The organism is Rhodococcoides corynebacterioides NBRC 14404, assembly GCF_001894765.1.
In the GTDB taxonomy this organism is placed as follows: domain Bacteria; phylum Actinomycetota; class Actinomycetes; order Mycobacteriales; family Mycobacteriaceae; genus Rhodococcoides; species Rhodococcoides corynebacterioides.
In genome coordinates, this window is the sequence record NZ_BCWV01000002.1 from 508,450 (window position 1) to 528,274 (window position 19,825).

General features: G+C 71.1%; 17 protein-coding genes and 1 pseudogene. 10 read left to right on the forward strand and 8 right to left on the reverse strand.

Annotated features, from left to right (window positions below; translation table 11 throughout):
- Positions 1-10 precede the first annotated feature (10 nt).
- Positions 11-1,462, forward strand: coding sequence for a sensor histidine kinase (locus tag RC2_RS03815; RefSeq protein ID WP_068146156.1), 1,452 nt, complete (start codon positions 11-13; stop codon positions 1,460-1,462).
- Between the two features lie 10 nt (positions 1,463-1,472).
- Here RC2_RS03815 and RC2_RS19165 read toward each other — a convergent pair.
- Positions 1,473-2,576, reverse strand: a pseudogene (locus RC2_RS19165) (TAXI family TRAP transporter solute-binding subunit); the annotation flags it as partial.
- On the opposite strand from RC2_RS19165, the gene RC2_RS18865 reads away from it, so the two are divergent.
- The 3 genes from RC2_RS18865 to RC2_RS03835 are packed head-to-tail and all read left to right on the forward strand — an operon-like array spanning position 2,481 to position 4,617.
- Entirely contained in the window at positions 2,481-2,714 is a 234-nt protein-coding gene (locus RC2_RS18865; RefSeq protein ID WP_068146161.1) for a hypothetical protein, read from the forward strand. The pseudogene RC2_RS19165 and the gene RC2_RS18865 overlap by 96 nt on opposite strands.
- A 29-nt stretch (positions 2,715-2,743) precedes the next feature.
- On the forward strand, positions 2,744-3,763 hold the full coding sequence (locus RC2_RS03830; RefSeq protein WP_068146164.1) for a DUF294 nucleotidyltransferase-like domain-containing protein: 1,020 nt from the start codon (positions 2,744-2,746) through the stop codon (positions 3,761-3,763).
- Positions 3,760-4,617: a Fic/DOC family protein gene (locus RC2_RS03835; protein ID WP_072681076.1), complete on the forward strand. Its 858-nt coding sequence runs from the start codon at positions 3,760-3,762 to the stop codon at positions 4,615-4,617. The genes RC2_RS03830 and RC2_RS03835 overlap by 4 nt, the downstream gene beginning before the upstream one ends.
- Here RC2_RS03835 and RC2_RS03840 read toward each other — a convergent pair.
- Positions 4,504-5,241, reverse strand: a complete 738-nt coding sequence (locus RC2_RS03840) for a TetR/AcrR family transcriptional regulator (RefSeq protein ID WP_068146167.1) — start codon at positions 5,239-5,241, stop codon at positions 4,504-4,506. The two genes, RC2_RS03835 and RC2_RS03840, sit on opposite strands and share 114 nt — an antisense overlap.
- Positions 5,242-5,443: 202 nt before the next feature.
- On the opposite strand from RC2_RS03840, the gene RC2_RS03845 reads away from it, so the two are divergent.
- From RC2_RS03845 to RC2_RS03860, 4 genes are read left to right on the forward strand one after another with little or no spacing between them, the layout of a single operon-like run.
- Positions 5,444-6,970 (forward strand): amino acid permease, encoded by a 1,527-nt coding sequence (locus RC2_RS03845; RefSeq protein WP_068146169.1) that lies wholly within the window; start codon positions 5,444-5,446, stop codon positions 6,968-6,970.
- Between the two features lies 1 nt (position 6,971).
- Positions 6,972-7,796 (forward strand): urea amidolyase associated protein UAAP1, encoded by an 825-nt coding sequence (locus tag RC2_RS03850; RefSeq protein WP_068146171.1) that lies wholly within the window; start codon positions 6,972-6,974, stop codon positions 7,794-7,796.
- Entirely contained in the window at positions 7,793-8,461 is a 669-nt protein-coding gene (locus RC2_RS03855; RefSeq protein ID WP_068146174.1) for an urea amidolyase associated protein UAAP2, read from the forward strand. Before RC2_RS03850 ends, RC2_RS03855 begins: the two co-directional genes overlap by 4 nt.
- Positions 8,458-10,437 (forward strand): 5-oxoprolinase/urea amidolyase family protein, encoded by a 1,980-nt coding sequence (locus RC2_RS03860; protein WP_068146179.1) that lies wholly within the window; start codon positions 8,458-8,460, stop codon positions 10,435-10,437. The genes RC2_RS03855 and RC2_RS03860 overlap by 4 nt, the downstream gene beginning before the upstream one ends.
- 9 nt (positions 10,438-10,446) lie before the next feature.
- On the opposite strand, the gene RC2_RS03865 is transcribed toward RC2_RS03860, so the two are convergent.
- A complete protein-coding gene (locus RC2_RS03865) occupies positions 10,447-11,067 on the reverse strand; it encodes a TetR/AcrR family transcriptional regulator (protein WP_068146182.1) in 621 nt (206 codons plus the stop codon).
- 215 nt (positions 11,068-11,282) lie between these two features.
- Between RC2_RS03865 and RC2_RS03870 the strand changes: the two genes are divergently transcribed.
- Positions 11,283-12,737 carry an MDR family MFS transporter gene (locus RC2_RS03870; RefSeq protein ID WP_068146227.1) on the forward strand — a complete coding sequence of 485 codons (1,455 nt, stop codon included), beginning with the start codon at positions 11,283-11,285 and terminating at the stop codon, positions 12,735-12,737.
- Here the strand turns inward: RC2_RS03870 and RC2_RS03875 are convergent.
- The 5 genes from RC2_RS03875 to RC2_RS03895 are packed head-to-tail and all read right to left on the reverse strand — an operon-like array spanning position 12,730 to position 19,133.
- Positions 12,730-13,836, reverse strand: a complete 1,107-nt coding sequence (locus tag RC2_RS03875; RefSeq protein ID WP_068146185.1) for a lipocalin-like domain-containing protein — start codon at positions 13,834-13,836, stop codon at positions 12,730-12,732. The genes RC2_RS03870 and RC2_RS03875 overlap by 8 nt on opposite strands.
- Positions 13,833-15,341, reverse strand: a complete 1,509-nt coding sequence (locus tag RC2_RS03880; RefSeq protein WP_068146188.1) for an aldehyde dehydrogenase family protein — start codon at positions 15,339-15,341, stop codon at positions 13,833-13,835. Before RC2_RS03880 ends, RC2_RS03875 begins: the two co-directional genes overlap by 4 nt.
- Positions 15,338-16,657, reverse strand: coding sequence for a homogentisate 1,2-dioxygenase (hmgA, locus tag RC2_RS03885; protein ID WP_068146191.1), 1,320 nt, complete (start codon positions 16,655-16,657; stop codon positions 15,338-15,340). Before hmgA ends, RC2_RS03880 begins: the two co-directional genes overlap by 4 nt.
- Positions 16,654-17,958 carry an oxygenase MpaB family protein gene (locus RC2_RS03890; protein ID WP_068146195.1) on the reverse strand — a complete coding sequence of 435 codons (1,305 nt, stop codon included), beginning with the start codon at positions 17,956-17,958 and terminating at the stop codon, positions 16,654-16,656. The genes hmgA and RC2_RS03890 overlap by 4 nt, the downstream gene beginning before the upstream one ends.
- Positions 17,955-19,133: an alpha/beta hydrolase gene (locus RC2_RS03895; protein ID WP_068146198.1), complete on the reverse strand. Its 1,179-nt coding sequence runs from the start codon at positions 19,131-19,133 to the stop codon at positions 17,955-17,957. Before RC2_RS03895 ends, RC2_RS03890 begins: the two co-directional genes overlap by 4 nt.
- Positions 19,134-19,328: 195 nt before the next feature.
- Between RC2_RS03895 and RC2_RS03900 the strand changes: the two genes are divergently transcribed.
- On the forward strand, positions 19,329-19,805 hold the full coding sequence (locus RC2_RS03900) for an Rv1363c family protein (protein WP_139277259.1): 477 nt from the start codon (positions 19,329-19,331) through the stop codon (positions 19,803-19,805).
- Positions 19,806-19,825: the final 20 nt, after the last annotated feature.

The window sequence follows — 19,825 nt, forward strand, 5'->3', positions numbered from 1 at the left end:
GAGAGCGAGTATGAGACGACGGCTGCTGATCCTCGCGATCACGTTGACGGCCGCGGTCCTGACGGCGCTGATCGCTCCTCTCGTCACGGCCTACGCGGAGGAACGGGCGGTCACCCTGCACGAGCAGCGGCTCGCTGCCGCCACCCGATTCGCCGCGCTGGTCGACGATTCCGCCTCCGGTGCACCGGATCTGCTCCAACCCGACCTCGAACGGTACGACGCGGTCACCGGCAGCACCCGCAGCGCCGTGATCGGCACGGACGGCAGCACTCTCGCGTCCGGCAGCACTCTCGCGACCGGAGTCGGTACGTCCGAGGCGGGGCCGGCCCCGGGGTACGACGACGCGGTGGACGGCGCGCTGACCGGAACGCCCACCACGTCGCCGTCCGCGTTGTGGCCCTGGCGCACCGACCCGCTGATCGTCGCCACGCCCATCGGACGAGACGCGCAGATCCTCGGTGCGGTGGTGATGGTCGTCGACACCGCCGGGCCGCGTGGCGACGTCGCCACCCGGCTCGCCGTCGCCGTCGCAGGCGGCATCGCCCTGCTCGCGCTGGTGGCGTTCCTGGTGGGAGTTCCGTTGGTGGCGTGGGTAGTTCGGCCGGTGGACCAGCTCACCGAGCGAGTGCAGGCGCTCGCGAGCGGCCGTCGTCCGGGCGCGGCGGGGCACGCCGGACCGCCGGAACTGCGCCGACTGGCCACCTCCTTCGACGAGATGGCCCGCGCCGTCGAGTACTCGCGCAGTCAGCAACGCGACCTCGTCGCCGACGTCTCGCATCAACTGGCCAACCCGTTGACGGCCATGCGGCTCCGGCTCGACGGCCTGGCCGCCGACGATCCCGCCGTGGAACCCGTACTCGCCGAGGCGGATCGCATGGCACGTGCCCTCGAGGGTGTCATCGAGGTCAGCCGCGCTGGTGGGCACGACCGGCGCCGGGTGTCCGTGGACGTGGCGGCGCAGATCGGCGAGCGGATCGCGTTGTGGGAGCCGCTGTTCGACGGTCGGCTGGAGGTGCGCGGAGTCGAGGCCGCGGCTCCGGCCGTGCTCGAGGAGGATCTGGTGCCGACGATCGTCGACACGCTGCTCGACAATGCCGTGAAGTACGCGCCGGACTCGCCCGTCGAGATCACGCTGGATCGCCGCGGACCCGAGGAGGCGCGCCGGTACGTGCTGACGGTGCGCGATCACGGTGGCCCGACCGGTGCCGATCCCACGGAGACCGACCTCACCGACACCGAGGCGGCGGAGCTGGGCGCCCGCTTCCACCGACTGCCGCGTCACGCCGACGTCGACGGCACCGGCCTGGGATTGTCCATCCTCGTGCTGCGCGTGCGCGATGCCGGCGGCTCGGTGCTGATCGAGGCCGCGCACCCGGGGCTGCGGTGCGGCACGACCCTCCCCGCGCGTCCCGGTCCCGGAACCAGCGCAGCGACCCCGGATGCAGCGGTACCGGCGCGGTGAACATCCCGGCGGCGACGGTGGGTTGGCGGACGGTCGGCGCTCGCCTCGCCACCGCGTCCTGACGGTCGAACAGAACCGAGGCCAGCCCGTACACCGTGTCCTCGGGCAGGGTGGGGGCGGCGATCAGGTAGGTCTTGATGCTCACCGTCGTCACGTCCGCGGGCAGACCGTAGGGGCCGCGGGGGAGTGGGCCAGTGACGTAGCTCGGTCCCCACCGTTCCACCAGCGGGTCGACGAGGGCGCCGATGTCCAACGCGCGCAACGGTACCCGCGTGCCGAGTTCGACGAGGGCGGTGATGGGGAAGCCGCTGACGAAGGCCACGGCGTCGGCGTTACCGGACGCGAGGTCCGACGTCGCCTCGGTGAGAGATCGCGGCGTGTAGCGCACGTCGTCGGGTCCGAGGCCGGCCGCACCCAGGCACCGGGACACGGCCAACCTCGTTCCGGACTCGACCTCACCGCCGACGATCCGTCGTCCCACCAGATCGGCCGGGATGCGCACGGGGGAGTCCTGCCGAACCAGGATCTGCAGGAAACTGTCGTACAGGCGCGCCACCGCGACGATCGGCAGGGGTTCGTCGAAGGGGGCGGTTCCGACGACGGCCGACGTGGCGGTGTCACCCAGGCAGAACCCGACGTCCGCGGACCCGTCCAGGACGTCGCGGACGTTCGCCACGGACCCGGCCGTGGTCACTGCGGAGGCGTCCAGGGCCGGCATCGCCACCCGGGCCTCGTCGGCCAGTGCCCGTCCGTACTCGTCGAACACGGCACCCGGGTTGCCGGCCGCGATCCGCAGGGTGCCGGACGCCGCCTGCCACGGCGCCGAGGACGAACAGCCGGAGAGCGCGGCGGCAGCGACCGCGCCGACGCCGGCTCGGAGGAACTGCCTGCGGTCGACCATGGCCCCGCAGTCTAGAACCGAGCCGGGTTCGGCCGGATAGTTCGGCGTGCGCGGGGGTACCCGAACCCGTCCGATCAGGGCCCCCGTCCGATCAGGGGTGACGAAGGAGCGACCACTGTGACCACCCGGAAATCCGCGCTGTACGTCCTCGCGCTGTTCGTCGCGCTGGCCGTGTTCTGGGCTGCGGTCGGCGCGCGCCTGGACGACGCGCATCCGGTGCGCACCATGTTCGTGGTCGGCGGTGCGGTCCTCGCGGTCGGCGTGGTGCTGGTCGGCACGGCGACGGCGATGAAGGTGCGTCGCCTGCAGGCGCGGCGACGCGAGAGCAACGAGGTCGCCGCGTCGACGTGACCGTCGTGTCGGCGCACTAGCGTGGGGCCGTGTCCGTCTCCTCCGCCCGCGCCGCCGCACGGTCGGCGGTGGGTGCGGCGTACCGCCGTCTCGCCGACGCCGGTGACGACGATGCTCTGGCCGCGGCCTGCGCCGACATCGCTCCGGTGATCGTCGGACTCCAGGACGTGCGGACGTCGCCGATCGACGTCGCGGCCGCTCACGCGGACCTGGTGCGTGCGGCGACGGCACGGGCCGTCGCGCTCCGTCCCGAACCGGGGGTGGAGTGGTTCGTGCTCGGCAGCGTCGGGCGTCGTGAATCGCTGCCGTCGTCCGACGTCGAGACGGCCGCGGTGGTCGCCGACGGCGTCGAGGTCGGTCGGGCGACGGCGCACGGTGCCGCGGTCCACCGACTGCTCGACCGCTGCGGTCTGCGGCCCGACCCGAATCACGCCCTGGTGTCCCGGCGACGATTCGTGCGGACCGCAGCGGACTGGTCGGCGGCCGTCGAGCGGTGGGTGAGCGATCCGTTCGACGACCGCGCCGTGATCATGCTGTCCCTCCTGGCGGATTCCACCGCCGTCGGTACCTCGGCGGCGCCGTTCCCGGTGGACGTGCGGGCCGCGCTGTCCGACGACGACCGCGCACGCCGGCTGATGGGCCGCGAGGCCACGCGCGAGTACCCACGACTGCGGTTGCGCGACAGTCTCTTCCGTCGCGTCACCACCGTCGACCCCAAGGTCACGGTGATCTCGGCGATCGTGTCCATCGCGAGGTGGGTCGACCTCGAGAGTGCCGACGTGCCGTCCGACGCCCGGCGCAGCACCCCCGAGCGTCTCTCCCGCGCCGCCGCGTCCGGAGCGTTGGCGGACGACGACGCCAGGACTCTCGCCCACGCCTTCGAGCAGGTGCAACGCATCCGCCTCTCCTACCAGGTGGATCGGCTGCGCGCCTCGCGGCCCGCCGACGACCTCCTTCCCGTCGCCGGCACCACCCCGGTCACCCGCAGCGTGTTGGCGAGCGCGGCCCGCGAGGTCACGGCCGTGCGCCGAGGGCTCGCGATGACATGAGTGGCGACCTTCCTGCCCTGCCGCGTGCGGTCACCGCGGCGGTGGACGCCGTCCGCCTCGAAGGCTGGTCACCGACGTCGGCGGAACTCGATTTCCTCCGTCGTGACGCCGACGCCGACGCCGGCGCCCTACCCGCGGCCGTCGGCACCGCGCCGCCGGGGCGTTCGCCGCGCGCCGGGCGGTGGTACCGGCCGACACGGCGCGACGTGTATCTGCAGGAGTCCGGCACGGTGCTCCGCAACATCCTCGGCATCACCGACGCCGAGGAGTTGCATCGGGCCGAGGCGCTCGCCAGTGCCCGGAGACTGGTGCAGTTCCACTGCGGGCGGACAGCCGTCCCCGGCGCGGGCATCCACGCGTTGCCCGCGCTGCATCGGCATCTGTTCCAGGACGTCTACGCCTGGGCGGGACAGGTGCGTACGGTCGAGATCGGCAAGGGCGGAACGACGTTCGTCCGCTCGTCGGCGATCTGGGACCACCTGATCGACCTGCACGCCGACATTCTGGCCGCCGACTGGGCGGGCGCCGATCACGGTCGACTCGCCTTCCTCCTCGCGCGCACGTACGCCGACCTGAACCAGATCCACCCGTTCCGCGAGGGCAACGGCCGGGCGGCGACGACGTTTCTGCACCACCTGCTGCGCACCACCGACCACCGCCTCGACCTGTCCGGGATCACCCGCGCGGACTGGGTGCAAGCCGCCCGCGATTCGGCACCGTTCCGACCGTCCGGTGCCGCGTCAGCCCGCCCGTTCCTGCCCGTGTTCCTGCGGGCCCTGCGTCCCGTCGCCGGGAACGGTCCGGGCGTCGGCGGTCGCGAGGTCACCGACGAGGGCCGCGGAGCTGCGCCGTAGATCCGGCGGAAGGTCGGCGGCGCCGAGGGCCCGGACGGCCGCGTCGGCCACCGCAACCGCGCCGTTCCCGACGGCGGGATCGTCGTCCCACCGTGCGGCGATGACGGATTCGACGAGGCGGAACGGCATGGTCGGTGCGACGGCGTCGTCGGCGGGCAGTCGGCCGATCACCCGCACCGCGTCGGTGGCGAGGTCGGTGTAGAGCTCACGGAGTTCGCGGCGGCGGGCGCGGAAGGCGTCGAACCGGTCCGCCCGCAGCTCCGGCAGGAGGTAGAGGGCGCCGAGGTTCCACCGTCCGGATGAGAGATGCCGGGCGTCGAACCACGCGAGCGCGTGGACCCGGGTGACCGGATCGGTCGTGCGTTCGCACACGGTCCGCGCGAAGTGCAGCGGTGGTTCCACGGTGCCGGAGAGCAGAGCGGCGAGGATGGCGTCCTTGCTGTCGAAGTGGTTGTACAGCGAGGCCTGCCGCACTCCGACGGCGTCGGCCACGGCGCGCGTGCTGGTCGCGGTGAAACCGCCGACGGTGAACAGTTCCGCTGCGGCGTCGAGGATCTCGTCTCGGGTGGTGGCGCCCGGGCGACGGCGTTCGCCGATGCGGGGACGTCCTGCGCTGGCTGTCACCGGCCCTATCGTGCCACCGCCGAGGCCCCCGGTGAGGGTTCGGTGACACCACCGACACAGCGGTAACACAGACGGAACACGGCGACTCGAAACGGATACATCGCCGTCACCCTCGCGACCCCGGACCTCGCTTGACTGTCACTCGACAGTTACCGGGGCGACGAGGCCGTTCGGTACCGCACCACTCCCGTGAAGGCGCACCATGAGCAGAGCAGTACTCCCACCGGGACGTCAGGACGATTCGGACGACCTGCGCGACTTCGGCTACGACCAGCAATTGCACCGCGGCCTGGGCACGTTCGCGTCCTTCGCCGCCGGCTTCTCCTTCGTCTCGATCCTCACCACCATCTTCCAGCTCTTCGGTCTCGGCTTCTCCTTCGCCGGGCCGGCGTTCTTCTGGACCTGGCCGGTGGTGTTCCTCGGTCAGTTCATGGTCGCGCTCTGCTTCGCGGAACTGGCTGCCCGCTACCCGATCTCGGGCGCGATCTACCAATGGTCCAGGCGGATGGGCGGCGAGATCGTCGGATGGTTCGCCGGCTGGTTCATGGTGATCGCTCAGATCGTGACCGCGGCCGCAGCGGCGATCGCGCTCCAAGTGGTGCTGCCGTCGATCTGGAGCGGATTCCAGATCGTCGGCACGGACACCGCGCTGACCTCGAGCGATGGCGCCGCCAACGCGGTGCTCCTCGGGACGGCGTTGCTGGTGATCACCACGACGATCAACTCCATCGGCGTGAACGTCATGGCTCGCATCAACTCCATCGGCGTGACCTGCGAGATCGTGGGCGTCGTCGCCATCGTCGGCGTGTTCCTCACCCACGCCCAGCGGCCACCGACCGTGGTGTTCGACACCGGCGGTGCCGCCGTCGATTCCGGCTACATCGGGGCGTGGATCGTATCGGGCCTGATGGCCGCCTACGTCATGGTGGGGTTCGGCTCGGCCGGTGAGCTGGCGGAGGAGACGAAGAATCCGCGACGGGTCGCGCCCCGCACGATTCGGCTGGCATTGTCGGCTTCCGCGCTGGGCGGCGGGCTGATGATCGTCGGCGCCCTCATGGCGGCGCCGAGCCTGACCGACGGTCGTCTCGCCACCGAGGGCCTGCCCTACGTCATCGGTTCCGTGCTCTCCTCGCCCTGGGGAACGGTGCTGCTCGTCGACGTGGTCATCGCCATCACCATCTGCACCCTGGCCATTCAGACCGCGGCGACCCGGCTGCTCTTCTCGATGGCGCGCGACGGGCGGCTGCCGGCCTCGCGTCTGCTGTCGACGGTGAACACGACCACCGGAACCCCGATCGCCCCGGCCGTTCTCATCGGTGCGACCTGTGTTCTGGTCCTCGTCCTCAACGTCGGCAATTCCGCGATCTTCACGACGCTCTCCTCCGTCTGCATCGTTCTCATCTACCTCGCCTACATGATGGTGACCGTCCCGCTTCTGCTGCGGCGCCTGCGCGGGTGGCCGCACCCCACGGCGAACGTCGACTCGGCCGGGGCCCCGCTCTTCACACTCGGACGGTTCGGGCTCCCGGTCAATCTCCTGGTCGTCGTCTACGGCGCGGTGATGGTGATCAACCTGTCCTGGCCGCGCGCCGAGATCTTCGACCCCACCGGCGATTACCCCCTGCTGCGGTGGGCCGCGCCGGTGACCGTGGCCGTCGTCGTGGCCGTGGGCGTCGCCTGTTTCCCGCGTGGCCGCACCCACCCCAACCCCGTTCGGATCGGAGCCTGACATGACCGCGACCACCGCCGCCGCCAAGGCGCACGCCCGCGAGCAGGAGGCGCTCGGCACCGGCCCGATGCCCGTGGTGCCCGCTCGGAACTGGCCGACACCACCCGTCGGCGTCGAGCCCGCCGCGTTGACTCGGGCCGAGACGGTGCCGGGTGGCCGGTACACGACCTGCGTGCTCGGCCGCGGCACCCGACTGCGTCTGCGCGACATCGACGGTCGCGCCTGCGCCCACGTGATGCTGCACCGTGCCGATGCGCCGTGGGAACGGCTGAGCACCGCCGACACGGTCAAGGTGCCGTGGCAGGCGTACCTCGGCGTCGGACACCCGTTGCTCAGCGATCAGGGCCGCGTGCTCGCGACCGTCGTCGGTGACACCTCCGGACACCACGACGCGCTGTGCGGCGCGTCGACCCGCCGAGCCAACGACGCGAAATACGGTGCGGGGGAGGTGCACTCGGCCTCGCCCGCCGCGCGGGAGCTGCTGCTGCTCGGGCTGGCGAAGAACGGGTTGTCCCCGCGGGACCTTCCGCCGACCGTGAGCTTCTTCCACGGTGTGCGGGTGGACGACGACGGCCGTCTGATCGACCTCGGCTCCGCCGGTCCCGATCGCACGGTGGAGTTGGTGATCCACCTACCGCTGGTGGTGACCGTCGCCAACGCGGCCCACCCGCTCGATCCGTCGCCCACCTACGACACCACCGATCTCGAGGTGCTCGCCTGGGCCGCTCCCATCGCCGAGGACGACCTGCCCCTCGCCGAACCGGAGTACCGCCGCGCTCTGGCGAACACCGACGCCCTCGTCACCGCCCTGGAGGCCCACGCATGACCGCCACGCTCGACTCCCGCTCGGCCGTCGACCTCGCGCTCGTTCCCGGCGACGTCGTTCGCGACGAGATCGCTCCCGCACGCGGACCCTGGTCGGCCGTCGTCGCGGCGGGGGACGTCCTCACGATCGTCGACCTCGCCGGGAACCAGGCCGTCGACACCCTGATCTACGCCGCCGAGGACCACGCCGTGCGCTACAGTGCGGCGACGACGATCGCAGCGCAACGCAGCATCGTGCTCACCACCGGAAGTGTGCTGCGGGACAGCGAGTCCGAGCCGCTCGTGACGATCGTGGCCGACGAGGTCGGGCGCCACGACACCCTCGGCGGCGCGTGCTCGCAGGAGTCGAACACCCTGCGGTACGGCCACCACACCGCCCACCAGCACGCGTGCGTCGAGAATTTCCTCGCCGAGGGAATGCGGTGGGGGCTCGGCAAGGCCGACCTGGTGCCCAACCTGAACTTCTTCATGAACGTTCCGGTCGATCCGGACGGGGCCCTGGGCATCGTCGACGGCCTGTCGGCCCCCGGGAAGCGACTGGCCCTGCGCGCGGACCGCGACGTTCTGGTGCTGGTGTCCAACTGCCCCCAGATCAACAACCCGTGCAACGGTTTCGACCCCACCCCCGTACGGATGATCGTCACGTCACCGGCGGTGGCACCGTGACCGTCAAGATCACCGTGGAGCGTCCCGGCGTGCTCACCACCGTGCAGGACTGGCCCGGGCGCACCGGGTACTGGCAGGTGGGTGTCCCGCCGTCGGGACCGATGGACGACCTGTCCTTCCGCCTGGCCAACCGGGCCGTCGGAAACGACGCGGGGGCAGCGGGTCTGGAGACCACCATGTCGGGGCCGGCGCTGCGCTTCGACACCACGACCACGGTCTGCGTGACCGGGGCATCGGCGCCCGTCACCGTCGACGGCGCGGCGGTCGACCCGTGGACGCCGGTCACGGTCCCCGCCGGATCGCTGCTCGACGTCGGCACCGCGACGGGCGCGGGTCTGAGGATGTACATCGCCGTCCGCGGCGGCATCGACGGCGACGTCCACCTCGGCAGCGCGTCGACGTTCACGCTGGGCACGTTCGGCGGGCACCGCGGCCGGGTGCTGTCGGCCGGCGACGTGCTCTCCGGTGGGGGCGCCGCGGCCGTCGCGCCGCCCCGGCGGATCCCGTCCGATCACGTTCCCGCCCTGGGACACCGGTGGGAACTGGCCGTGACCGAGGGCCCGCACGGGGCGCCCGAGTTCTTCACCCGGGAGGACATGGCGACCGTCCTGGGGCACGACTACGAGGTGCACTTCAACTCCGACCGCACCGGCGTGCGTCTGATCGGACCGCGGCCCACGTGGGCGCGAGAGGACGGCGGGGAGGCCGGGCTACACCCGTCGAACATCCACGACAACGCCTACTCGGTGGGCGCGCTGGACTTCACCGGGGACACCCCGATCCTGCTCGGACCCGACGGGCCGTCGCTGGGCGGGTTCGTCTGCCCGGTCACCGTCGTCGCCGCCGAACGCTGGAAACTGGGCCAGCTCCGTCCGGGAGACACCGTCCGGTTCGTCGTCGTGCGCGGTGACCACGCGGCGTCGATCCGCGAGCTGGGGGTCGCTCGGCGCGCGTCGTCACCCGCGGTCTTCTCCGCCGGCGGGGACGGCGACGACGGTGTCCTCCTGCGACGGGACGGCGTGGTTCCGGTGACGTACCGGCGGTCGGGCGACGACAACGTCCTCGTCGAATACGGCTCCATGACACTCGATCTCGCGCTGCGCGCCCGGGTGCACGCCCTGCACGAGGCGCTCGTGGCCGAGGGTTCGCGGGGTGTGCTCGATCTGACGCCCGGCATCCGCTCGCTGCAGATCAAGGTCGATCCCGACGTGCTGCCCGTCCCGCGGCTCACCGGTCTGCTCGAGGAGCTCGAGGACTCCCTGCCCGACGCGACCGAGCTGGTGGTGCCGTCCCGCACGGTGCGCCTGCCGCTCTCCTGGGACGACCCGTCCACGCGGGAGGCCACGGAGCGGTACATGCACGGAGTGCGTGCGGACGCGCCGTGGTGCCCGTGGAACATCGAGTTCATCCGTCGCGTCAACGGACTCGACTCCGTGGACGACGTGTATCGCACGGTGTACGACGCGGAGTACATGGTCCTCGGGCTCGGCGACGTGTATCTCGGTGCGCCGGTGGCGACTCCGCTGGACCCCCGGCACCGTCTGGTGACCACCAAGTACAACCCGGCGCGCACCTGGACTCCGGAGAACGCGGTCGGGATCGGCGGGGCGTACCTCTGCATCTACGGCATGGAGGGGCCGGGCGGCTACCAGTTCGTCGGCCGCACCACCCAGGTGTGGAACCACCGACATCCCTCCACCGCACCGGGTTTCGAGGAGGGCACGCCCTGGCTGCTGCGCTTCTTCGACCGAATTTCCTGGTATCCGGTGTCCACCGAGGAACTCGCGGATCTGCGGGCGGACCTCGCGGCCGGGCGGGGACCGGGGGTCGACGTCACCGACGGCACGTTCTCTCTGGCCGAGCACGAGCGGTTCCTCGCCGAGAACGCGGCGCCCATCGACGACTTCCGCGTCCTGCAGTCCGCGGCCTTCGGCGCCGAGCGGGCGGCCTGGGCCGCGGCGGGGGAGTTCGGGTAGCCGGCGCCGTCAGTCGGGAAGCTCGGACACCAGGCGTCGGAGATCCGCGGTGGCGGATGCGTACAGGGCGACGGGGTCGGCCGCCGCGCCGGTCCTGCCACCGTCGACGGCTTCGGCCCAGACGTCGTAGGCCACGCGCGCGGTGGTGCCGGCCACCTCGACGAGCAGCCGGGCGTAGCCCCGGGACGCGGAGTCGCCGAGGATCTCGGCGACCCGGTCGGTGAGTCGACACATCGCCATCGCGTCCGCGGCGTAGGCGACCGAACGCAGATGGGCGTCGTCGGCGAGCAGCCGCCTGACCCGCAGCAGTCGCGCCCGTACCGCCGCCGATTCGCCCGCGAGCCGGTCGAAGGACCGTCGGAAGAGGTTCTCGAGCGCGGCGAGGGTGACGTCCTCGGGCGCCGCGTCGGCGAGCCAGCGATCGAGATCGGCCTCGAAGAGGGAGTCGCCGTGCAGAACCGACTCCTCCTTGGTGGCGTAGTGCCGGAAGAAGGTGCTCGGGGAAACACCGGCCTCACGAGCGATGTCGTCGACCGTGGTCGCCGAGAAGCCGTGCCGCTCGACCAGGGTCAGGGCCGCGTCGGTGATCTCGACGCGCGTGGCTTCGCGGCGTCGTTCGCGGAGGTCCATCGCCACTCCTCGGCAGGAATCGTTCGGGCAGGATCGGTGTTGGTCGATTGTGGGTATCACTTTGACAGTCACTGTCAGGTAGACGCAGACTATCACCGAGCAAGGCGACCCACGAGGATCGCGGCTCGACGACTGGAGAGGGATTGCGCGTGCGCACCACCGAACACGAACCGACACCGGCCGACGGCACGGCAGCCGACACGTCCGACGAGCGGATGGCGCCCGGCAGCGCGCTGCTGATCGGCGTGCTGGTGGTCGCGGCCTTCGTCATGATCCTCAACGAGACGATCATGAGCGTCGCGCTCCCGACTCTCATGACGGATCTGTCGATCGGCGCGTCGACCGCGCAATGGCTCACCACCGCGTTCCTGCTGACGATGGCCGTGGTCATCCCGACCACCGGCTATCTCTTCCAACGCTTCACGGTGCGCCAGGTCTTCACCGCCGCCATGACGTCGTTCGTCACCGGCACCCTGCTCGCCGCCCTCGCTCCGGGCTTCGAGGTGCTCCTGGGGGCGCGCGTCATCCAGGCCGCCGGCACCGCGATCATGTTGCCGCTCCTCATGACCACGGTCCTCTCGCTCGTTCCCGAGGCGCGGCGCGGGCGCATGATGGGCGTCATCTCCATCGTGATCGCCGTGGCGCCCGCCGTCGGACCCACCATCTCCGGGGTGGTGCTCGGCGCGCTGGGGTGGCGGTGGATGTTCTGGCTGGTGCTGCCCATCGGGCTCCTGGCCACCGGCCTCGGACTCGCGTTGGTGCGCAACGTGACCGAGACCAGGCGCGCCCCGCTGGACGTGGTCTCGGTCGTGGCGTCGGCCTTCGCGTTCGGCGGCATCGTCTACGGACTGAGCAGTATCGGTCACTCGGCCGAGGGCGCCGCGGTGCCCGTGTGGATTCCGCTGTCCGTCGGACTGGTCGCGCTGGCGTTCTTCGTGATCCGCCAGCGTCGCCGTCAGGATGCGGGAACCGCGCTGCTCGATCTGCGTCCCTTCGCGACGCCCGCGTTCTCGGTCGGACTCGGCATGATCGCCATCTCGATGATGGCGCTCTTCGGCGCGTTGATCCTCCTCCCGATGTACCTGCAGAACGTGCTCGGCCTCGACACCCTGGCCACCGGGCTGACGCTGCTGCCCGGCGGTCTCGCGATGGGTCTGCTGGCGCCGTTCGTCGGGCGCGCGTTCGACCGCGTCGGTGCTCGGCCGCTGGTGATTCCGGGGTCGATGATCGTGTCCGGCGCACTGTGGGCGATGACGAGCCTCGACGCGCAGTCCGGCCAGAGCACCGTCGTCGGTATCCACGTGGTGATGTCCCTCGGACTCGCGATGATGATGACGCCCCTCATGACGTCGTCGCTCGGAGCGGTTCCGCCGCGGTTCTACTCGCACGGCAGCGCCATCTTCTCGACCGTGCAGCAGTTGGCCGGTGCGGCCGGCACCGCACTGTTCGTCACCGTCATGACGACGACGGCCACGGGCCGGTCGGCCGACGGCGCCGATGCCGTCGCCGCCTCGGCGGCCGGCGTGCACACCGCGTTCCTGTTCGGCGGGGTCGTGTCCCTGGTCGCCGTGGCGGCGTCGTTCTTCGTCGGACGCGCGTCGGGTGTCTCGGCGGCCCCCAGCTCCGCCGAGACACCCGCGCAGGCGCCGGAGTCGGCTGCCGTCAGGTGAGCGCGACCAGTTCGTGCAGCGTGCTGCCCGTTCGGGTCTCCGTCACCCCGTCCAGCGTCACGGTCAACTCGAACGTCGAGGAGAACCGGAAGTACCCGGGGTGGCCCACCATCCTGTTGAGGAGAGGTCGGAACGCCGGGTGCCCGGCGACGGGCACGTCCGTCAGTAGGTTGTGCGCGTGGACCACGCTGGTCACGGTGAGCCGCAGGTCGACGACATCCGGCACCACGATGCGCAGCCACTCCGGGTAGGTGCGATCGGCCGTGGCGTCGAAGACCGCCGGGCCCTCCGTCACCTCGGCCTCGCCGGTGCTCAGGACGATCTCGCCGCCGCGCGCGAGCATGAGCGGCCGACTCTCGTGTCCGGCCCACCGGTCCTGCGTGCGCACCAGCGCGTACAGGAGCGAGTAGTCGTCGTCGTACAACCGCCCCCAGTGCCACCGGTCGATGACGCGCTTCATGTCGCCGGCACCCCAGTTGTGATCGGCATAGCCCCGACCGGTCACGGTGCGCGTGCGTCCGCCGACGGTGACGGTGCCTTCGACCCGTGCCCGCGGCGCGGGGACCACCCAGCCGAACACGTCGGTGTGCCCGAACAGGGTCTCGCCCTCGCCGGGCATCCAGCCCGGCAACTCGTTGTGGAAGCGGAGGTCGACGGTGACGTCCTCCTCGGACAGGTACACGTGGTGGATCGGCAACGAGTCGGCCGGGAACTCCGCGTGGGCGTGACTGCGTCCCACCCGCACGTCGCACTCGCCGATCGCCGCCCGGGCGTCCCGCCGTCGATACCGGGCGAAGACCTGGCGTCGCGTGCCGTCCGGTGCATAGATCAGGATCTCCACGCTCGGCCGCGCGACGAACGCCGGTTCCTCCGGACGTCGGAGGTTGAGGAAGCCGATGACCGTGTGTCCGTCGTCGAGGTGCGCGTCGAAGTACCAGTGTTCGAAACCGGATCGGCTGCCCGGCACGGGATGTGCACCGTTGTGTCGCGGGAGGACCCGGGTGAGCACGCCGTCCCGGCGACCCGGCCCGTTCCAGGTCTCGACGATCTCCGGGGTCGCGTTCCGTCGTGGCGTCGGGTGCCCGGGCGATGTCGTCACAGCACGGCCCCGTCCGCCGCGGCGACGCCGGCATATCCGATGTGGACGGTCTTCTCCTCGGTCTCGCCCTCGAGCCCGGACCGTCCGAGCTCGCGGCCGACGCCGCTTCCGCCGCGTCCGCCCCAGGGCAGGGCCGGGTCCGGCACACCCCATCCGTTCACCCAGACCGTGCCGACCCTGAGCTGCTCGACCACCGTCTGGACCCGAGAGATGTTCTCCGAGTAGACCATCGCGTTCAGGCCGTACCGCGTGTCGTTGGCGAGGGCGACGGCCTCCTCCGTCGTCCGGAACGGGATCACCGTTGCCACCGGCCCGAAGATCTCCTCCTGCGCGATGGTCAGGCGATTGTGCCCGCGGAACACGGTGGGCTCGACGTAGCAACCGGGGGCGTCCACCCGGTGACCGCCGACGACCAGGTCCGCACCCTCGGCGACACCCGCGTCGATGTACCCGGTGATCCGGGCCAGCTGACGTTCGTTCACGATCGTCCCCATGGTGCTGCGCTCGTCGAACGGATCGCCGATCACCGACGCCCGGGCAGCGGCGGCGAGACCGTCGACCACCCGGTCCGCCACCGACTCGTGGACCAGTACTCGCGTCCCCGCCGCACACACCTGCCCCTGGTGATAGAAGCTGCCCATGGCGATCCAGGGCATGGCCGCGTCGAGGTCGGCGTCGTCGAAGATCAGTTGCGGCGCTTTGCCGCCCAGTTCCAGCACGATCTTGCGGTAGGTGGAGCCGGCGAGTGCCGAGATCGTGGCGCCGACGCGCGGGCTCCCTGTGAACGTCACCTTGTCGACGCCGGGGTGCTGCGCGAGCGCGGCGCCGGTGACGTCGCCGATCCCGGTCACGACGTTCACTACCCCGGGCGGAATGCCGGCCTCGGCCACGAGGTCCGCCAGCAGGAGCGTGGAGAGCGAGGCGTCCTCGGCGGGCTTGATCACCACGGTGTTCCCGGCGGCGAGCGCGGGGGCAACCTTCCACGCCGCGATCAGCAGCGGGTTGTTCCACGGCGTGATCGCGGCGACCACGCCCAGCGGTTGCCGGAGCGTGTAGCCGAACCGACGTTGCGGGCCGACGTCCGAGACGATCGCCGCCGTGCCGGCGATCTTGTCGGCCCAGCCGGCGAAGTGGCGGAAGACCGCAGCGGCACAGGGAATGTCGCCGGCCACGGAGTCACGGTAGAGCTTGCCCATCTCCACGGCCTCGAGCGCTGCGAGACGCTCGCACTCCCGATCGATCAGGTCGGCGACCGCGAGCAGCAGCCGGCCACGCTCGGCGCCCGGCACGCGGCTCCACGCTCCGCCGTCGACCTGCGCGCGGGCCGCCCGGACGGCGTCGTCGACGTCCGCGGCGGTCGCGAACGCCACGGAGGCGACGTGATCGCCGGTGGCGGGATCGTGCGACTCGAAGGTTCGTCCGTCGGACGCAGCGCGCGCTCGGCCCCCGATGCGCAGCAGCGGCTCCGGAAGATCGACGACGGGTCGAGCGGTGGTGACGGTCATGACTGCTCCTGTGCCGGAGGGGTGGTGGGGTGGACGAACTGCGCGGCCAGGCCGGCCCACGAGGCGTCGTAGTCGGGCTGGCGGTGCTCCGCGCCGTGCGCGAAGGGAGTGACGACGAGAGGTAGTCGGGTCTCGAACATGAACGGCAACGAGCCCTCGAGCTTCGTGGGAACGAGGTCGGCTCGCGTGGCGAGGTCGAACGTCTCCCGATCGGGTCCGTGAGCGCCCCACATGGTGTGCAGGCTTGCCCCGCCGGGAACGAAGCCCTCGGCCTTCGAGTCGTGCTGTCCGCGAACGAGACCCATGAACTCGGTCATGACGTTGCGGTGGAAGTGCGGCGGGCGGAAGGTGTGCTCGGCGACGTTCCAGCGCGGTGGGAAGACCACCACGTCGACGTTGGCCTGACCGGGACGCTCCGATGCCGAGGTGAGCAGGGTGAAGATCGACGGGTCCGGGTGGTCCCAGTTGAGCGACCCCATCACCGCGAAGTTCGCGATGTCGTACACGTAGGGCAGGTGATTGCCGTGCCACCCCACCACGTCGAGAGGTGACCGGTCGAGTTCGACCGACCACAGGCCGCCGCAGTACTTCTGCACCTTCTCCACCGGCCGCTCCACGTCCTCGAACGCGGCGACGGGACACCGGAAGTCACGTGCATGTGCCAGACCGTTCGCGCCGATGGGCCCGAGCTCCGGCAGCGTCAGGTAATTGCCGTAGTTCTCGAGCACGTAGCCGGTGGCGGAGTCGTCCCGCAGTTCCACCCGGAACGTGATCGCGCGACCGACGACGGCGATCTCTCCCGGCGCGACGTCCAGCACCCCCATCTCGGTGTGGACGCGCAGTCGGCCCTCCTGCGGAACCAGCAGGAGTTCGCCGTCGAGGTCGGCGAAGTATCGGTCGGTCATGGACCGGGTGGCGTGATACAGGTGGACGGCGACGCCGTCGCGGGCTCGGACGTCGCCCGCCGCCCCCAGGGTCCACAAGCCGTCGAGAAAGTCCGCATCCGGCCATGGGCGCGGACGGGGGTTCCAGCGCAGGCGATTCACGTCGAGCACGCCGTCGGTGATCGGTGCCGAGGCGAGCGTGGGGTGCTCGATCGGTCGGTACCGGCCGTGCCGCGCCGTCGGGCTGATCCGGTAGACCCACGTCCGCCGGTTGATCGCCCGTGGCTCGGTGAAGGCCGTGGCGGACAGCTGTTCCGCGTACAGGCCGTGGGCCACTCGCTGGGGTGAATTCTGTCCGCGCGGAACGGTTCCGGGAATTGCCTCCGAGAGCAGGTGATTGCCGAATCCGTGCTGATAGGTCGGGTCGGTCATCGGCGTAACGCTCCGTTCGCGTCGAAGTCGGCCTCCCGGCCGTCCATCTGGGCTCGGTACCACCGCAGGCGATGCGCCACGGCGACGCGCTCGACCACGCCGGCGACTCCGGGGACGGTTCGGCGGGCGATCTCGAGCAGGGTGAGCAGGGGAAAACGAGCCAGGACGAGCAGGATCCACGGGAAGACGGGCGGCATGCGGTACTGCGACCGCGTGGCGGGGTTCATGAACAGGGCGGTGTACGCGCCGTGGATGCCGTGGTTGTACCGGGCCCGGAGGCGGGCGAGTCCGCGCTGACCGGGACGGGGGGCGAAGCTCGCGGGGTAGGACTCGACCAGTTCGCGTCCGTGTTCGCCGGCATCGTGGCTCCGCGACGCGGCCACCATCGCCGTCAGGCGCAACGAGTCGGCGATGGTGGTGGGAAACCGTTCGACGTTCACGCCGAGCAGGTGGCCGAGGAACTTCTGGAAGTGCAGCAGGGCGCGGATCTCGTCCGCGGTGGTCTGCAGGCCGACCAGTCGCAGGGCGAGAGCGGGGACCGTGCTCCCGCCGAGCAACGTCAGCATCTGATAGCCCTGGCTGATGGGGTAGCCCCACTTCTCCCGGTGCCACTCGGGATGCCCGTCGACCTTGCGGCGGACGGCGACGTGCATGACCCGCACCTTCATGGCCGTGGCTCGTCCTTCGGAGCCCGGGCGCAGCAGGGCGCCCGGTTCGGAGGTGTCGATCCAGAACTTGCACGTCTCGAGGAACCGTCGGAGCGCGTTGTCGCCCGCATAACCGCCCGCGAGGGACAGGGGCGTGGCGACGGCGGCCTCGGTGTACATCTCGAGCGTGATCCCGCCCGCGACGGCGAAGAGCATCGTGCCCCACCGGCGCCACACCGCGGCGCCCTGGTCGACCAGGGCCGGATCCACCCACTCCGGTGTGGTCTCGAATTCCGCGAACAAGTCGCGCATCGCGGCGGGAACGGTGTTCGGTGGCGCGCCGTCGGAGCGGTCGAGCTCGGCGGACACCGCGTCGAGCCCGTCGGCGAGCGCGCGGTCGAGCATGGCTCGGGCGCGCGCAGGGTCCGGCGTGTACACCTCGTCGACGAACCGTTCCGCGACGGGATCGCCGTGGAAGAGGCTCTCGCAGAACGCGTCCGCGAGGTCGTCGGGTGGGAAGAGCGAGGTGCCGGTCAGGCGCCGGATCGTGCGGTCGGCGCGCGCCCACCCCGGCCGCCGCCGGGTCTCCCAGTACGTGAACGCCGTCGGGACGCGCGTCGTCGGCGCCGGTCCGCGTCCGTGCACGGCGGTCATGCCGTGCCGCCGGTGCTGCGGAGCGCCACCGGACGAGTCGGAGCGAGGCCGTGCGTGCCCAGCCACGACATCACCGTGTCGGTCACCGTCACGAGCCCGTCGGGGCGGTCCACGAGGTAGTGATCGAGTTCCGGGATCTCGATCAGATCGGCCGCGCGGTGGGCCGCGGCCATCTGCCGGGAGTCCTCCCGGAACGCCGCCTGGTCGCCGAGCAGAGGCGCGACCAGGGTGGGCGCGCCGACGGATCGCAGATCCCCGATGGCATCGGCGTGGGTGTGGTCGACACTCCACGTGCTGAGCCAGCTGCGAGCCGTCACGAAGCGCGCGAGCCCACCGGCGGACGTGTTGGCGGCCCGCGGATCGCCGTACATACTGCCCGGCCGCCGGTCGCTGGGGTCGAGCGTGACGTCGACGAAGCGTGGATCCGCCACGGTCCGGTGAACGACGAAGCCGAGGTCGGAGTCGCCGCGCTCGGTGAGACGGTCCACCGCGGCGAGGGCGACGGCGTCGATGCGGCGCATTCGTGCCAGTTGGGCCTCGCGGTAGCGCGCGACCCACTCGCGATCGAGCGGAACCGTCCGCCCCGGTGCGTAGAGGTCGAGGTCGGGGTCGATCGAGGTCGGGTCCGCTTCGTCGCGGAGCGCGCCGTCGATCCAGTGCCGGAGTACTCGTGCGCGGCCGGGATGGGCGCCGAGCAGCACGAGGGCGTCCGCCGGAATCAAGTCCTCGTCGGCCATCGGCGCGGGATCGCCTGCGGGCGTGTGCGTCACGGTCGGATGCTCCGACTGTGACTGGTAGAAGGCCGCCAGCGACCCGCCGCCGCTGAACCCGAGGAGCACGACCGACTCGAAGCCCAGCTCCTCGCGCATGAACCGCACGCCGGCACCCAGATCGCACGCCGCCCGCTCCATGATCAGTGCTGCCTCGTTGGACGAGTACCGGGTGTTCAGACCCATCGCCGGTATACCGGCGGCGGCGAACGCGCCCAGCAGGAAGTGCGACAGGAAGTCGCTGCTCGGATGAGCGAGCAGCACGCCGACCGAGCGATCGGCGCGCTCGTCCGCCACGAGATTGGCGTGCAGCGTCGGATAGTGCCGGGAGAGTCCGGAGTGCATCTCCACCCGGCCGTCCTGCGCGGGGCGATAGGGAATGCGGTGGAAGTGGTCCTCGATCACGTGCGTTCACCCCTGTTTCGTGCGGAACGACTCCGGCTGAACGTACCGTACTAGAGGGTATGGACAATGCGCCAGGTTTTCTCGAAGTCGTTACCGAACACGACTTTTGGCGCCGTACCGTGTAGTACGGTGCAGACGAGGCCGTGGACGACGAGCGGCCGGGGGAGGGACGACGTGCGAGTCACCGTGACGACCGTGAGCCTGGCCGTGACGTCCGTGATGGCCCTGACGGCCGTGGCGCTGTCCGGGGCGGTGACCGTCGCCGCGCTCGAACGGCAACCCGACGGCTCCGTGTCGACCCCGCACGAGGACTACCTGCAGACCGCGCGCCAGGTCGTTCTCGACCTCACCACGGTGTCGGCGACGACGGTGGACGAGGACGTCGATCGCATCTCCTCCGCGGCCACCGGATCCTTCGCGTCGGAATTCGGCTCTCGTGCCGAGGAATTCGCGGCCGTGGTCCGGGATGCGGCCGTCGAGGCGACCGGGTCGGTGACCGAGGCGGGGGTCGAGACCGCGGACGAGCGCACCGCGTCGGTCCTCGTCGCGGCCACGTCGACGGTGACCAACGCGTCCGGAGCCGTGGCGGAGCCGCGCACCTGGCGGATGCGACTCGGCGTGGTCCGTGAGGGGGACCGAATCGCGGTCGCCAGTGTGGAATTCGTTCCGTGATCGCGGTGCGAGGGCCGTCG

Bases quoted from the DNA above. Each gene is read 5' to 3' on its own strand.
- RC2_RS03815 (WP_068146156.1), top strand. From the start codon at position 11: ATGAGACGACGGCTGCTGATCCTCGCGATCACGTTGACGGCCGCGGTC.
- RC2_RS03835 (WP_072681076.1), top strand. From the start codon at position 3,760: ATGAGTGGCGACCTTCCTGCCCTGCCGCGTGCGGTCACCGCGGCGGTG.
- RC2_RS03845 (WP_068146169.1), top strand. From the start codon at position 5,444: ATGAGCAGAGCAGTACTCCCACCGGGACGTCAGGACGATTCGGACGAC.
- RC2_RS03850 (WP_068146171.1), top strand. From the start codon at position 6,972: ATGACCGCGACCACCGCCGCCGCCAAGGCGCACGCCCGCGAGCAGGAG.
- RC2_RS03855 (WP_068146174.1), top strand. From the start codon at position 7,793: ATGACCGCCACGCTCGACTCCCGCTCGGCCGTCGACCTCGCGCTCGTT.
- RC2_RS03865 (WP_068146182.1), bottom strand. From the start codon at position 11,067: ATGGACCTCCGCGAACGACGCCGCGAAGCCACGCGCGTCGAGATCACC.
- RC2_RS03870 (WP_068146227.1), top strand. From the start codon at position 11,283: ATGGCGCCCGGCAGCGCGCTGCTGATCGGCGTGCTGGTGGTCGCGGCC.
- RC2_RS03880 (WP_068146188.1), bottom strand. From the start codon at position 15,341: ATGACCGTCACCACCGCTCGACCCGTCGTCGATCTTCCGGAGCCGCTG.
- hmgA (WP_068146191.1), bottom strand. From the start codon at position 16,657: ATGACCGACCCGACCTATCAGCACGGATTCGGCAATCACCTGCTCTCG.
- RC2_RS03890 (WP_068146195.1), bottom strand. From the start codon at position 17,958: ATGACCGCCGTGCACGGACGCGGACCGGCGCCGACGACGCGCGTCCCG.